General features: G+C 58.0%; 14 protein-coding genes. 8 read left to right on the top strand and 6 right to left on the bottom strand.

All coding sequences use genetic code 11. The annotated features are described in order from the left end of the window. The first annotated feature begins 10 nt into the window (after positions 1-10). The 4 genes from ACA072_RS27035 (at position 11) to fba (ending at position 3,167) form a co-directional block, all read left to right on the top strand. The gene (locus ACA072_RS27035) at positions 11-1,174 is read left to right on the top strand and encodes a phosphoglycerate kinase (RefSeq protein ID WP_497621715.1); all 1,164 of its coding nucleotides are present in this window, start codon (positions 11-13) and stop codon (positions 1,172-1,174) included. Positions 1,175-1,208: 34 nt separating this feature from the next. Then, on the top strand, positions 1,209-1,430 hold the full coding sequence (locus ACA072_RS27030; RefSeq protein WP_010466937.1) for a hypothetical protein: 222 nt from the start codon (positions 1,209-1,211) through the stop codon (positions 1,428-1,430). 56 nt (positions 1,431-1,486) lie between these two features. Next, complete coding sequence (locus tag ACA072_RS27025; RefSeq protein ID WP_497621713.1) at positions 1,487-1,819, top strand: MliC family protein; 333 nt, start codon at positions 1,487-1,489, stop codon at positions 1,817-1,819. Positions 1,820-2,102: 283 nt separating this feature from the next. After that, positions 2,103-3,167 carry a class II fructose-bisphosphate aldolase gene (gene fba / locus ACA072_RS27020; protein ID WP_046045276.1) on the top strand — a complete coding sequence of 355 codons (1,065 nt, stop codon included), beginning with the start codon at positions 2,103-2,105 and terminating at the stop codon, positions 3,165-3,167. Positions 3,168-3,248: 81 nt separating this feature from the next. Here fba and ACA072_RS27015 read toward each other — a convergent pair whose 3' ends face one another. From ACA072_RS27015 to ACA072_RS27005, 3 genes are all read right to left on the bottom strand, one after another. Further along, complete coding sequence (locus ACA072_RS27015; RefSeq protein ID WP_497621711.1) at positions 3,249-3,506, bottom strand: hypothetical protein; 258 nt, start codon at positions 3,504-3,506, stop codon at positions 3,249-3,251. An 847-nt stretch (positions 3,507-4,353) separates the two neighbouring features. Continuing rightward, on the bottom strand, positions 4,354-4,647 hold the full coding sequence (locus ACA072_RS27010) for a fructose-bisphosphate aldolase (RefSeq protein ID WP_497621710.1): 294 nt from the start codon (positions 4,645-4,647) through the stop codon (positions 4,354-4,356). 565 nt (positions 4,648-5,212) lie between these two features. Next, positions 5,213-5,881: a polysaccharide lyase family 7 protein gene (locus ACA072_RS27005; protein ID WP_497621708.1), complete on the bottom strand. Its 669-nt coding sequence runs from the start codon at positions 5,879-5,881 to the stop codon at positions 5,213-5,215. A gap of 323 nt (positions 5,882-6,204) precedes the next feature. Here ACA072_RS27005 and ACA072_RS27000 point away from each other — a divergent pair, with 323 nt between their 5' ends. From ACA072_RS27000 to ACA072_RS26990, 3 genes are read left to right on the top strand one after another with little or no spacing between them, the layout of a single operon-like run. Continuing rightward, on the top strand, positions 6,205-8,328 hold the full coding sequence (locus ACA072_RS27000) for a putative bifunctional diguanylate cyclase/phosphodiesterase (protein ID WP_497621707.1): 2,124 nt from the start codon (positions 6,205-6,207) through the stop codon (positions 8,326-8,328). Between the two features lie 46 nt (positions 8,329-8,374). Beyond that, positions 8,375-8,866 (top strand): M48 metallopeptidase family protein, encoded by a 492-nt coding sequence (locus ACA072_RS26995; protein ID WP_497621705.1) that lies wholly within the window; start codon positions 8,375-8,377, stop codon positions 8,864-8,866. Between the two features lie 20 nt (positions 8,867-8,886). After that, positions 8,887-9,183, top strand: a complete 297-nt coding sequence (locus ACA072_RS26990; RefSeq protein WP_497621703.1) for a winged helix-turn-helix domain-containing protein — start codon at positions 8,887-8,889, stop codon at positions 9,181-9,183. Between the two features lie 119 nt (positions 9,184-9,302). On the opposite strand, the gene ACA072_RS26985 is transcribed toward ACA072_RS26990, so the two are convergent. Further along, positions 9,303-9,755, bottom strand: a complete 453-nt coding sequence (locus ACA072_RS26985) for a GNAT family N-acetyltransferase (RefSeq protein ID WP_497621701.1) — start codon at positions 9,753-9,755, stop codon at positions 9,303-9,305. A 257-nt stretch (positions 9,756-10,012) separates the two neighbouring features. Here ACA072_RS26985 and ACA072_RS26980 point away from each other — a divergent pair, with 257 nt between their 5' ends. Beyond that, complete coding sequence (locus ACA072_RS26980; protein WP_497621699.1) at positions 10,013-10,750, top strand: substrate-binding periplasmic protein; 738 nt, start codon at positions 10,013-10,015, stop codon at positions 10,748-10,750. 123 nt (positions 10,751-10,873) lie between these two features. Here the strand turns inward: ACA072_RS26980 and yccS are convergent, their stop codons facing one another. Together yccS and ACA072_RS26970 are read right to left on the bottom strand one after the other, a co-directional pair. After that, complete coding sequence (gene yccS, locus ACA072_RS26975) at positions 10,874-13,057, bottom strand: YccS family putative transporter (protein WP_497621698.1); 2,184 nt, start codon at positions 13,055-13,057, stop codon at positions 10,874-10,876. A gap of 356 nt (positions 13,058-13,413) precedes the next feature. Beyond that, the gene (locus ACA072_RS26970; RefSeq protein ID WP_497621696.1) at positions 13,414-14,592 is read right to left on the bottom strand and encodes a BaiN/RdsA family NAD(P)/FAD-dependent oxidoreductase; all 1,179 of its coding nucleotides are present in this window, start codon (positions 14,590-14,592) and stop codon (positions 13,414-13,416) included. Between the last annotated feature and the right edge of the window lie 10 nt (positions 14,593-14,602).

The following is a 14,602-nucleotide window of genomic DNA, read 5'->3' as shown; positions in this document are numbered from 1 at the left end:
AATGCGACCCATGACCGTGTTGAAGATGACCGACCTCGATCTGCAAGGTAAGCGCGTACTGATCCGCGAAGACCTCAACGTCCCGGTCAAGGACGGTGTTGTCACCAGCGATGCGCGTATCCTGGCTTCGCTGCCGACCATCAAGCTGGCCCTGGAAAAAGGCGCGGCCGTGATGGTCTGCTCGCACCTTGGCCGTCCGACCGAAGGCGAGTTCTCGGCCGAGAACAGCCTCAAGCCTGTCGCTGACTACCTGAGCAAGGCCTTGGGCCGCGAAGTGCCGCTGGTCGCCGATTACCTGGGCGGCGTTGACGTCAAGGCCGGCGACATCGTGCTGTTCGAAAACGTGCGCTTCAACAAAGGCGAGAAAAAGAACGCTGACGAACTGGCCCAGCAATACGCCGCCCTGTGCGATGTATTTGTGATGGACGCCTTCGGCACCGCTCACCGTGCCGAGGGCTCGACCCACGGCGTGGCCAAGTTCGCCAAAGTCGCTGCCGCTGGCCCGCTGCTGGCCGCTGAACTGGATGCACTGGGCAAAGCCCTCGGCGCCCCGGCTCAGCCGATGGCTGCCATCGTTGCCGGCTCCAAGGTGTCGACCAAACTCGACGTACTGAACAGCCTGAGCCAGATCTGCAACCAGCTGATCGTCGGCGGCGGCATTGCCAACACCTTCCTGGCCGCTGCCGGTCACCCGGTCGGCAAGTCCCTGTACGAACCGGACCTGCTGGACACCGCTCGTGAAATCGCCGCCAAAGTCAGCGTGCCACTGCCGGTCGACGTCGTGGTTGCCAAGGAATTCGCTGAAAGCGCGACCGCTACCGTCAAGCTGATCGCTGATGTGGCCGCAGACGACATGATTCTGGACATCGGCCCACAGACCGCGGCGAATTTTGCCGAGTTGCTGAAATCGTCCAAGACCATCTTGTGGAACGGCCCGGTCGGCGTGTTCGAGTTCGACCAGTTCGGTAACGGCACCAAAGTCCTGGCCCAGGCCATCGCGGACAGCTCGGCATTCTCGATCGCGGGCGGCGGCGACACCCTGGCCGCCATCGATAAATATGGCGTTGCCGATCAGATCTCCTACATTTCTACCGGCGGCGGTGCATTCCTCGAATTCGTCGAAGGCAAGGTTCTGCCGGCCGTTGAAGTCCTGGAAAGCCGGGCCAAGGCCTGAGGTCGTTCATTTGACCGCGCAAAGGAGTGTTCTCATGGTCAAGCCGTTAGCGCTGTTGATCGCTGCGGGTATGCTGGTGGCTTGCGGGAGTAACCCGAAAGCCAAGCCGGAGCCTGCGCCGCAGTCGGTGGAAAAAGGCTGCTATCAGGCCGACTGGCAAGCGGAAACCAACCCGGTGATCAACAAGCGTTCCGGGCCTGATGGCCTGGAGAAATACGAGACCCAGACACCGGCCAAGGAACATGGTTGCCCTTGACGGGTCAGACACTTTACTCAAGGCTGGCCGCGTGCGCCGTCAGTCGAGGAACATGGATGAAAGGTTTTATCGCCGTTACGGCGTTGGCATTGCTGGCAGGTTGCTCGAATTTCAACCTGTTCACGCCTGCCGAATCCACGGACAACTGGACTACCTGGACCTGCGACAGCCAGGCCAAAGTACTCTGGCGCTACACCGACGACAGCCGCAAGGAAGTCGACGTGCGCCTCGGCGGGGCCGATCAGGTCTACCGTTTGAAGCTTGAACCGGGCGCCGAAGGTTCGCTGTACAGCAACGACATGCTGGCGTTTCACGTAAAAGGTGAGGAAGGCCTGGTTTACTGGGTCGCCACCAATGATTTGATTGGCCGCGGTTGTAAGGCGCAGTAATTGAAACACCACGGACCTAATGTGGGAGCAGATCCAAATGTGGGAGCGGGCTTGCTCGCGAAAGCGGTGGTTCAGTTTGCATAAATGTTGAATGTGAAACCGCATTCGCGAGCAAGTCGGATCGCCGCACCGCCGCTCCCACAGGGATCTGTGTAGGTTCTCAGGATTTTGTAATACCGAATTCGCAGCCCGGGCCAACCCCCGATCTGCAATAACTTGAATAGCCGCCGCCGCTACGGCAGGCTGGCACGATTAACGACCCAAACCGGGAGACACACACACAATGGCACTTATCAGCATGCGCCAGATGCTGGACCACGCAGCCGAGTTCGGCTACGGCGTTCCAGCCTTCAACGTCAACAACCTTGAGCAGATGCGCGCCATCATGGAAGCCGCTGACAAGACTGACTCCCCGGTGATCGTCCAGGCTTCGGCCGGTGCTCGCAAATACGCCGGCGCACCGTTCCTGCGTCACCTGATCCTGGCGGCAATCGAAGAATTCCCGCACATCCCGGTGTGCATGCACCAGGACCACGGCACCAGCCCTGACGTCTGCCAGCGCTCCATCCAACTGGGCTTCAGCTCGGTCATGATGGACGGCTCCCTGGGCGAAGACGGCAAGACCCCGACCGACTACGATTACAACATCCGCGTTACCCAACAAACCGTCGCCCTGGCTCACGCCTGCGGCGTCTCGGTAGAAGGCGAGCTGGGCTGCCTGGGTTCGCTGGAAACCGGCATGGCCGGTGAAGAAGACGGCATCGGCGCCGAAGGCGTTCTGGACCACAGCCAAATGCTGACCGACCCGGAAGAAGCCGCTGACTTCGTCAAACGCACTCAGGTTGATGCCCTGGCCATCGCCATCGGCACCAGCCACGGCGCGTACAAGTTCACCAAGCCGCCTACCGGCGACGTGCTGGCCATCGACCGCATCAAAGAAATCCACAAACGCATTCCGAACACCCACCTGGTGATGCACGGTTCGTCTTCGGTTCCGCAAGACTGGCTGGCGATCATCAACCAGTACGGCGGCGACATCAAAGAAACCTATGGCGTGCCGGTTGAAGAGATTGTGGAAGGCATCAAGCATGGTGTGCGTAAGGTCAATATTGATACTGACCTGCGTTTGGCTTCGACGGGTGCGATGCGTCGGTTGATGGCTACCAACCCTAGCGAGTTTGATCCGCGTAAGTTCTTTGGTGCGACTGTGACGGCGATGCGTGATGTTTGTATTGCTCGTTATGAAGCGTTTGGTACTGCGGGGAATGCTTCGAAGATCAAGCCGATCTCGTTGGAAGCGATGTATCAGCGTTACTTGAAGGGTGAGTTGAACGCTAAGGTTAACTAAGACTTCAGCGTTTGAGTTGCATAAAAAACCCGCCGAGAGGCGGGTTTTTTGGTGGGGTAAATAAATCTGTCGCCTTTAGTGCTATTTGCGGTTTCTACCTCCACCAGGCTCTCTTGTCCCATAGAACTGGGTCATGCCTGTTTTGGAAGAGCTTACAGGGTAGCTCGACTTTATAGTGCGATGGTTAACATTCTTAACGCTTCCATCAGAAATCTTGATAATAAGAATGCCTAGCTGTTCCTCAATGGATACTATCGCTCCCTGTAACGTTGTGCCATCCTCGAGTTCGAAGTTGACTAATTCCCCGGGGCTAAATTCAGATATTTCTTTAATGGTCATTTTAAGTATTCCATTACAAGTTAATAAGGCTGGTAGCGGAAAGAAGACGGAATTATTTCCACTGTTTCACTGTTTCCTATTGCGTGGAGAAGGATAGGTGGTGAGTCTTGTATAGGTACCTGTAATAGTCGACAGTTTTTAATACTTTTTTGCGATAGTGAAAGTAGCTAACTGGAAGAAGAGAAAGAAAGGGGGCGGATTTAATCGCCCCCCCTCTTCAAAGGATTACCCGTCAATAATTAAAAGGTAATTAAAAGGTAATTAAAAGGGGACACCCATTAGCCGGTCTCAAATCAAGGCTAATGGGTGTCCCCCTTTGTCACCCTTTGTCAAAGGCCTCTTTGAAAGGCCTCTTTGAATAACTCATCCTTGTTGGCCTTTGTCTGAGTAGGCTACGGTCAGATTTAATAATTGAAACCATTGTGAGAATGTCTGGCCGTTATCACCGCTCGTGCGTATGGCAAGGCTATGCAGATCACCCGGTAAGCCATTTATTGTAAAAGCAAAATCCCCATTTCTGGTAAAGACTCTTGCGTACTCCCCACCTCTACCCGTCTCATGTAGATATACAGTGGTTTGCCTTTCGGTGCTTCCTGTGACGGTATATTCGCCGTCAGCATAATTACCTGTACGGCTCATATCTATTGAGATTGTCATGCGCGTGCTCTCCCTGCGTTTTTTGGGGTGCCTTGATGAGGGTAGGTTGAAGGATGAGTGCGGTCACCTGTAAGAGTTGACAGTTGTTAATATTGTTTTGTTATAAGAAAACAAACTTTACTGGCGAGTGAAATTAACGGTACGAATAAAAAACCCGCATAAATGCGGGTTTCTATCGCCTGAAAATTGACTATTGGGCTTTATTCGTATCGAACCCACGCTGCTCAATCACCCCAAACACATCGGCAATGTCTTGCACCATGATCCGGGCAATGTTGGTAACGGTGTTGATGTCGTTCTCCGCATAGTCCGGTAGGTTGGTGCAGACCATCAGATTCAAATATTTGAGAACGGCATTGAGGCGTTCGCTGACGCAGTTGTGGAGTTCGCGTAGCGGGGCGTCGCTGTCGATGAGCACGACGGGGTAGTCGGTGGCGAGTTGGGACATGGGTATGAAGCGGCGGGGCGGATTGTTCATTGTCATAAGTAAATCTTCCTCGAATCTGAAAGGAGAGCTACTCGTGTCATTAGGGCTGCGAAACCCTGTCACCGACTGCTGTCAGCGACGGGGCGAACTATAAGCGGCGACTTTGATGGCTGCAACCGGGGTGTAGGACCGTAGCGCGGTCATTGTGGCGAGGGAGCTTGCTCCCGTTCGGCGGCGCAGCCGTCATGAATTGGGCGCTTGGGTGTGTCTGTAGGAATGAGGTGGCAGGGTTTGGGGATGCTTCGCATCCCAACGGGGGTAAACCCCCTCGCCACAATGGGAGGCGTCCTACGGATTTTGTGGGCGCGGTATTTCGTAGCAGCTGTCGAGCTTGCGAGGCTGCGTTCGGCTGCGCAGCAGTCGTAAATCAGGCAACGCATTTATTCAGGTAGACCGGCTTCATCGGGCTTGCGAGGACTTTGTCCTCGGACGCAGCCTCGCGTTGCTCGGCAGCTGCTACAGGATTTACGGTGTTCTTGGAGAGTGGGACGCGGAGCGTCCCGGGATGCGTTACCACGCGGACGGTTCGACGCCTCGACGTGGGAACGATCGGAGCGGGGGATTACTTATCGTGATCAATATCCAGCTTGCTGAACGTCACTTTCCCGCCTTCGCTGGTGTACCCGGTGTGGTCCTGCACATATACCCCGGCCTTGAAATACAGCGGCTTGTCGCGCCAGGTCGCGCTGATATCGGTGTCCCATTGGTAACCCGCCGCACTGATGCCCAGCGCGCCGCCCGGACTCAGGTGAATGAGGTAGGAAAACTCCCGGTCAAGTTTCACCCCGGTGGCGATGGTGATGACCCGACCTTCGCCGTCATCCGGGCGCATGCGCACCTTGGCGACGATGTTGCCCGACTGCGTACTGGTCTTGTACTGATACTCGAGTTTCACCATGGGTTTCTGGCTTTCATAGGCGTGGATCTGGCCGATGACGATTTTGCCTGAACTGGGTACCTGGTTGACCGCGAGGGTGGCGCGCAGGGAGTTATCGGCGTCCGGGTAGAGCCAGTTTTTCAGGGTGCCATTGCTGTAGGTTTCGCGAAGTTCGGTGCGGGGGTATTTTGCATTTTCAGTTTTGGAGCCGGTAACCGGTGACCAGAAAAACAGGGTGCCGGTGTCGGAGTGGAAGTATTGATCCTTGAAGCCTTTCACCAGTTTGGGGGTGTCAACGGTGTACGGCGGATTACCAACGGGAACACTCAGGTTCCAGGTTGCGAGATCGATCATAGTCAAAAGCTTCCACAAATTTTTTACTGCACGCGCGTGCCAGAAGCTCTGGCACGCGCCTTGGGGGCAATCCTTATAAGCGCAGAAGTTCAATTTGTTAATGCGTAAATGACAAACGGATGGCGTCAAAATCCTGTTAAAAGGCCATCTTTCCCGGTTTCAGGGGGCTGTAGAAGCGACCGTTAGTCGGCAAATGTACGTGATGGTTAAATGATGGCGCACTCGCAGCTTCTGCTTTTGTGGATCCCGGTCTAGAGTGAAGGCTCAGTATTTGTCCGGTTTTCACGAGAAACCGGCCTGACGCCCCGAATAAGAGAAGCAGCATGGAATGCGCGCAACCCACGCCAGCTGAAGGCAGCTCGATCCTTTTAATCGTCGATGATTACCCTGAAAACCTGATCAGCATGCGCGCGTTGCTCCAGCGCCAGGATTGGCAGGTGATTACCGCGGCTTCCGGCTTTGAAGCCCTCAGTCTTTTACTCGAGCACGACGTCGACCTGGTGCTGCTGGATGTGCAGATGCCGGGCATGGACGGTTTTGAAGTGGCGCGCCTGATGCGCGGCAGTCAGCGAACCGCGCTCACCCCGATTATTTTCCTCACCGCCAACGAGCAGTCCCAGGACGCCGTGATCAAGGGCTATGCCAGCGGTGCGGTGGATTACCTGTTCAAGCCGTTCGACCCGCAAATTCTCAAGCCAAAAGTGCAGGCTCTGCTCGAGCATCAGCGCAATCGCCGTGCGTTGCAGCGCCTGAGCCGCGATCTGGAGGTCGCTCGCGCGTTTAATGCCTCGGTGCTGGACAACGCCGCCGAAGGCATTCTGGTGGTGGGTGAGGACGGTCTGATCCGCTTTGCCAACCCGGCGATGTCGCGACTGCTCAATGCCACGGTGCAGGACCTGCAAGGCAGGGAGTTTCTGGACTTCCTGCAAAAGCCGCATATCCCGGTCTGGGCGGATTCTGACCTTTACACCGGTTACAAACGCGGCGAAACCCTGCGCCTGCACGACGCACTGCTGCGAACGGCGCCCGGCCAACAAGTGCCGGTGGCGCTGTCTTGCGCGCCATTGCCCAGCGAACAGCATGCGATGGTGGTGACGGTGCTGGACATGTCGGTGGTGCGCCATCTGCATCAGCAACTGGAATTTCAGGCGGTGACGGATCCGCTGACCGGGTTGCTCAACCGCCGTGGTTTCTACCAGACGGTTGAAAATCTGCTGCTGCGCGGCGAACGGTCCGACAGCGCCTGGGTGTTGTTGTATCTGGACCTCGATGGCTTCAAGCGCGTCAACGACTCCCTCGGTCACGATGCCGGCGACCGGGTGCTGCGCTGGGTGTCCGAGCAATTGAAAGCCTGCCTGCGGCCCTTCGACATTCTGGCGCGCATGGGCGGCGACGAGTTCACGGCGCTGCTGGATCTGGAATTCCCGGAACAAGCGGCGAAGATTGCCGAGAAGCTCATTGAGCGGGTGTCGATCTGTCAGCAGATTGATGGTCTGGATATCGCGTTGGGCGCCAGCATTGGCATCGCCACTTACCCGGATTGCGGTTCGAATCTCGATGGTTTACTGCGTGCATCGGACATTGCCATGTACGAAGCGAAACGTGCCGGCCGGCAGCAATACCGTTTTTACGATCACGACATGAATGGACGGGCACGCTCGCGGCTGATGCTCGAAGAAAGCGTGCGCGCCGCCATTGAGAACCGTGATTTCAACCTCGTGTATCAGCCGCAGGTGGCGATCAACAGCGGGCAGATTCGTGGCTTTGAGGCGCTGTTGCGCTGGCAGCACCCGAGTGTCGGCGACGTACCGCCGGGGCTGTTTTTGCCATTGCTGGAAGAGGCGCGGCTGATCAGTCGGCTGGGCAGCTGGATTTACCACCGTGGGGCCGGCCAGCGCAAAGCCTGGGAAACCTTGTTTGCCGAGGATCTGGTGCTGGGCGTCAGTTTGAGCAGCACTCAGTTCGGCATGCCTAATCTGGTCACTGAATTGCGCCAGGTGCTGGAACGTCACGGTTTGCAGCCGCGTCATCTGGAAGTCGAAGTGACGGAAGAAGCGTTGATGCAAAACCCCGAAGAAACCCGCAAGACACTGCGCCTGCTACGCAATCTCGGGGTGCGGGTCGCGCTGGATGACTTCGGCTCCGGGCCTTGCTCACTGGCGCATCTGCGTGACCTGGAGCTGGACACGCTCAAGCTCGATCGGCATCTGATCGCCCGATTGCCGGAGTCCGAACGGGATGCGGCGCTGGTGCGCAATGTGATCGACCTGTGCAGGCAATACGGGATGCTGGTGATTGCCGAAGGGGTTGAAACCGTTGCGCAATATGAATGGCTGCAAGCCAATGGTTGCCAGTATGTGCAAGGTTTTCTGGTGGGGCGGCCGATGATGGCCGAGGACGCCGGCGACTTTGTGGCGCCGTTTGACTGGAGCGCGTTGAGCCGCTGAATTCGCTACACTGGCCACCTTTCCCGTGATTGTGTTGCCGCCCCCGATGACCGCGTTGAAATACCTCCAGGCCTATCCCGCTGCGTTGCAAGACCAGGTCCGCCAGTTGATCGTCGAAGATCGGCTGGGCGACTACCTGAGCCAGCGCTACCCGGAAAAACACGCGCTGCAGAGCGACAAGGCGCTGTACACCTACGCGCTGGACCTCAAGCAGGAATACCTGCGCAATGCGCCGGCCATCGACAAGGTGCTGTTCGACAACCGCCTCGACCTGACCCATCGTGCCCTCGGTTTGCACACGACGATCTCGCGGGTGCAGGGCGGCAAGCTCAAGTCCAAGAAGGAAATCCGCGTGGCCTCGTTGTTCAAGGAAGCGCCTTCCGGGTTTCTGAAAATGATCGTGGTGCATGAGCTGGCGCACTTTAAGGAATCGGATCACAACAAGGCGTTCTACAAACTCTGCGAACACATGTTGCCGGGGTATCACCAAGTGGAGTTTGATCTGCGGGTGTACCTGACGTGGCGGGATATGCAATAAAAATAACAAGGAGTGCACAGGTGGATGTGAGCAAGACCAAGACCAGTTTCTACCGCCGTTTGTACGTGGCGTATCTCATCGACAGTGGGCTGGCCAGCAGCGTCCCGGCCCTGACCGAAATGACCGGCATGCCCCGGCGCACAGCGCAGGACACAATTGCGGCGCTGGCGGACCTGGACATTATTTGCGAGTTCGAACAGGAAGAGGGCGCACGTAACCATGCGGGGCGCTATCGGATTCGCGAGTGGGGGGCGATTGATCGGGGGTGGATCGAGCGCAATTTGCGGCAGATTAAAGCGGTTCTGGAATATCCCTAGTTCTCGCCTCTGATCGTTCCCACGCTCCGCGTGGGAATGCAGCCCGGGACGCTTCGCGTCCCAATAGCGGACGCAGAGCGTCCATTGAGGCATTCCCACGCAGAGCGTGGGAACGATCATTACGGGCGACGCATCCCGATATGCGGAATGTCATCCTCCAGAAACTCCTCGCCCGCCACCACAAACCCGTACCGCCCGTAATATCCCTGCAAATGCGATTGTGCCGAGAGATAAATCGGCATTTCCGGCCAATGCTTCTCCGCCTGCTTCAACGCCTGGGCCATCAATTCATGCCCAAGCCCGGTGCCACGGGCGCCAGTTGCAATGATCACCCGCCCGATCACCACGTCGCCGCCCTGCGTTTCCGGGTCGAGCAGGCGCAGATAGGCCACCAGCCGATCCCCGTCCCACGCCATCAAATGGCAGGTGTCACCTTCCAGATCCTGGCCATCGACATCCTGATAAGCGCATTTCTGTTCGACGACGAACACTTCCGCGCGCAACTGCAGAATGGCGTACAGCTGCTCTTTCCCCAGATCGCTGTGGTGTTTGCAGACCCAATCAATTGTCATCTTCACTTTCCTTGAGCAACGTCGTTCAGATACTAAGCGTCCTGGCGATATATGTCTTTATGGCGGAGAAATCTGTGACAAAGGCCAAAATGCCATCATTCATTTCGCGCGGCGTTGTCTTCTTTGTGTAATCTGCGATGAAGCGCTGTGCAGTGGCTCCAATGAGCTAATGTTGAGTACCTGGCTGGTCGGTACATGAGTCTTGGAGTTTTGACTGAAAAACACGCCGGGCAACGCGCCCGCTAAGGATTTCTGGCATGCCGCGATTGCATCGAGCTTGTGCTTTGATCGTGCTGCTGTTGCTGACACAGAGTTCGGCAGCAGAAAAGCTGCGTCTGGTTGCCGACGCCTGGCCGCCGTTTACAGACGCCACGTTGGTCAATGGCGGTCTGGCCACGGACATCGTCAGCACCGCACTGGCTCGGGCCGGGTACGCCAGTGATTTCGAACAGGTTCCGTGGGCGCGAGCGTTGCTCGGTGTCGGCGAAGGCCGTTATGACGTGCTGGTCAACGCCTGGTACACCGATGATCGCACCAAACTGGGCCAGTTCTCCGGGGAATACCTGATCAATCGCGTGCGCTTTCTCAAGCGCAAGGACGCGCCCATCGAGTTCAGCAATCTGCAGCAACTGCACACCTATCCGATTGCGGTGGTGCGCGGTTATGCCTATTCGTCGGAATTTGACGAAGACGTGTCGCTGCAGAAAGTCCCTGTGCATAACTTCGCCATGGCCGTGCGCATGGTCGCGGCGGACCGGGTCAAGTTGACGCTGGAAGACGAATACGTCGCCCGTTATTACCTGGCTCGGGAATCTTCCACGGTGCGCAATTCAGTGGAGTTCCTGCCCAAACCGCTGAGCGAGAACAGCCTGCACATCCTGGTCAGCCTGAAGAATCCACAGCATGAGCAAATCGTCGCCAGTTTCGATCGCGAGATTGCGGAGATGAAGGCTGATGGGAGTTATGAGCGGTTGATGAAGCAGCATGGGATGTAGAGTCGAAGATTTGTGGTGCGGCTGATGGCCCCATCGCGGGCAAGCCCGGCTCCCACAGGTGGGCGCAAATCCTGTGGGAGCCGGGCTTGCCCGCGATGACGTCAGACCAGTCACCACAGATTCTCAGGCCTCGCTGGTGTCCTTGATGAGATGCGCCGCCAGCGTCCGCAACGGCCCCAACTGCCGGCAAATCAACGCCAACTGCGTCTGCACCAGCCGCTGTCCCTCATCGATCTCGTCCGGCATCTGCTCCAACTGATTGGCCAGCGCCTCTTCCGCATCGCTTTGAATCGCAATCGGCTGTTTGCTCGCCAACCCTTGGGCGATCTCGTCGATGCTGGCGGCGAGGCTCACGCCCGCGCCGTCAATCAAATGCTCGCGCACATCCGCCGGTAACTGGGTTTCACGGTGCGCCCCCAATCCTGACAAGTAGCTGAGCAAGGTGTGCGACAACACCAGGAAGCGAAACCCGACATCCGCCTCCTTACGGAAATGCCCCGGCTCCATGAGCATGTTGGCCAGCGTCGTCGACAATGCCGCGTCAGCGTTGTGCGCGTTGCGTCGGGCCAGGCGATAGGCCAGGTCGTCGCTCTTGCCGGCGGCGTATTGCTGCATGATCTGGCGCAGGTAAATGCTGTTGCAGGTCAGGGTGTTGGCCAGCACCTTGTTCAGGCGTCTGCCTTGCCAGTCGGGCAGGAACAGGAACACCGCCAGCCCGGCGATCAGGCTGCCGAGCAAGGTATCGAACAGTCGCGGCAGGAATAGCCCATAACCATCCCCGACCTGATTGAAGCAGAACAGCACCATCAGGGTGATCGCGGCGGTGGCCAGGGTGTAGCGAGTGGTGCGGTTGATAAAGAACACCACCCCGGCGGCAATCGCGAAGCACGACTGGACCAGCGGATTGGGGAACAGATCGAACAGCGCCCACGCCACCGTCAGGCCAATCGCGGTGCCGATGATCCGTTGCCCGAGTTTGCGCCGGGTGGCGCCGTAGTTCGGCTGGCAGACGAAGAGCGTGGTGAGGATGATCCAGTAACCCTGGGACGGGTGAATCAAATGCACCATGCCGTAGCCGATGCTCAGCGCCAGGGGCAGGCGCAGTGCATGACGGAACAGCAGCGAGGTCGGCGTCAGCTGCGTGCGCAAGCGAATCCACACATCCTTGAGGTTGCGCGGCGAGCGGTCGAGCAGACTGCTGTCGGTGGCGTCGGCCAGGGCGTCGGGGTTGCTGGCGTCGCTGAGCAAGCGGTCGAGGGTGCCGAGGTTGGCTGCCAGCGCCCGCAAGGAACGCAGCAAGCCGCGCCAGGCTGGGTTGCTCTGTGTGCGCAGGTGTTCGATGGAGGCGTGCAGGTCGCTCAACGCTTCGGCGAAGCTGGCGTCATAGATGAACGGCTGACGCATCTGGATCGACTCGGCCAGCGCCCGGCAGGCTTTGCCTTGTTGACGCAGCAGGCGCTGACAGCGGAACAGCACGTCGCTGTGGAAGAACGCCTCGGCCAGCGCGTTGTAAGGGTAGTGCGAAGAGCTGGCGCGCTCGTGGATGTCCTGGGCGAGGAAGTACAGCTTGAGGTAACGGCTGACCTTCGAGCCCGGGCGACCGTTGCCGACCCGGTGCAGGATGATTTCCTTGGCGGCATTGAGAGCCGCCACCACGCGACCATTTTGCTGGGCCAGTTCCAGGCGGCGCGCTTCAACGTCCATCTGCCGGATCGGCTCGAACAGCGAGGCTTTGAGTTTCAGGTAATAACCCAATTCACGGAATAACCGCGCCAGGCTCTGCTGCACCGGCTGGTTGGAAAACATCGCCTGCCACAGCACCGAGAGCAAGCCATACCAGGCGGCGCCGGCCACCAGCAACACCGGTTCGTGCCAGAAATCAGTGACCGCGCCGCCGCGCTGGTCCACACCGATCATGGTGTAGACCGACAGAATCAACGTCGCCGAGGCAATCGCTCCATAGCGTTCGCCGAGGGCGCCGAGCATGGTCAGGCCGAAACTGGCCAACGCGAGGGCGATGATGAAAATGATGGGGTAGGGGAAGAGCAATTCGACGGAAAGCGCGGCGACGCTGAAGCACACCAGCGTCACGGCCAGCGCGTTGAGGCGGCCCTGCCAACTGTCATCGGTCTCGGCCAGGGCGCTGGCGATAATCCCCAGGAACAACGGGATCAGCAGCCCCATTTCATCCTGATACCAACAGACGGCCATGCTGCCGGTCAGGGCGATGAACACCCGCACGCTGTAGCTGAATTTATCCAGCGCCCAAAGACGGCGCAGAGACTGACGAAATGAGGTCGATGACATGAAGTGCGAAGGCCTTCCGAGGCAATGCCGCTAAATTGAGCCAGTAATGACGCCGACGCAATGGCGTCGATCACATCTGACAGCAAAATCTGTTCCTTTAACGACCACCACATCACCTATGTGGGAGCGGGCTTGCTCGCGAAGAGGCCATTACATTCAACATCTCAGTTGACTGTGACACCGCTTTCGCGAGCAAGCCCGCTCCCACAATGGACCTGCGTCGATCACTATTTTGTGGTCAACCAAAAAACCTGTAGGAGCGAGCCTGCTCGCGATGAGGCCGGAACATTCAACATTGATGTTGTCTGTCAGACCGCAATCGCGAGCAGGCTCACTCCTACATGGGTGGTGCAGGGTCAGACGTATTGCGCGGCGGCGTAACCCGAGGCCCAGGCCCATTGGAAGTTGAAGCCGCCCAGGTGGCCGGTGACGTCGAGCACTTCGCCGATGAAGTACAGGCCCGGGCTTTTCAGCGATTCCATGGTCTTGGACGACACCTCGTTGGTATCGACGCCGCCCAATGTCACTTCAGCGGTGCGATAGCCTTCAGTGCCCGCAGGCACCACTTTCCAGCTCGCCAGTTTTTCGCCGATGTCGGCAATTTCTGCGTGGGTGTACTGCTTCATCGGTTTGGAGACGAACCAGTTGTCCGCCAGCAGGTTGGCCATCTTCTTGGTGAAGATTTCCCCCAGCAGGGTTTTCAACTCGCTGTTCGGGCGTTCGGCTTGCTGCTGTTGCAGCCAGGTCGGCACGTCGTGGTCCGGCATCAGGTTGATCTCAACCGTGTCGCCGGATTCCCAGAACGAGGAAATCTGCAAAATCGCCGGACCGCTGAGACCGCGGTGGGTGAAGAGGATGTTCTCGCGAAAGCTCTGGTCGTTGCAGCTCACCAGGCAATCCACCGAGGTGCCGGACAGCTCGGTGCACAGTTCCTTGAGCTGATCGGTGATGGTGAACGGCACCAGGCCAGCGCGGGTCGGCAACAGTTCGTGGCCGAATTGCCTGGCAACCTGATAACCGAAACCGGTCGCACCCAGAGTCGGGATCGACAGGCCGCCGGTGGCGATCACCAAGGATTCACAGGTGATCTGGCCCAGCGTGGTGTCCAGCAAGTAACCGCTTTCCAGCTTTTCGATGGTCTGGATCGAGGTGTCCAGGTGCAAGCTCACGCCAACCTGATCGCACTCATTGAGCAGCATCTCGAGGATGTCGCTGGATTTGTTATCGCAGAACAACTGGCCGAGTTTCTTCTCGTGGTACGGCACGCCGTGCTTGGCGACCATGCCGATGAAATCCCACTGGGTGTAGCGCGCCAGTGCGGATTTGCAGAAATGTTCGTTCTGCGAGAGGAAATTGCCCGGTTCGGTGTACATGTTGGTGAAATTGCAGCGGCCACCGCCCGACATCAGGATTTTCTTGCCAGCCTTGTTCGCATGGTCGAGCAGCATCACTTTGCGCCCACGCCCGGCGGCGGTCAGCGCACACATCAACCCTGCGGCGCCAGCGCCAATGATCACGACTTCGGTAGAGCGCAAAACGGTGTCC

The sequence above is a fragment of the Pseudomonas sp. LBUM1656 genome (assembly GCF_059716065.1).
Note: the sequence above shows the minus strand (reverse complement) of the source record. Positions and strands in the feature narration are given on the sequence as shown.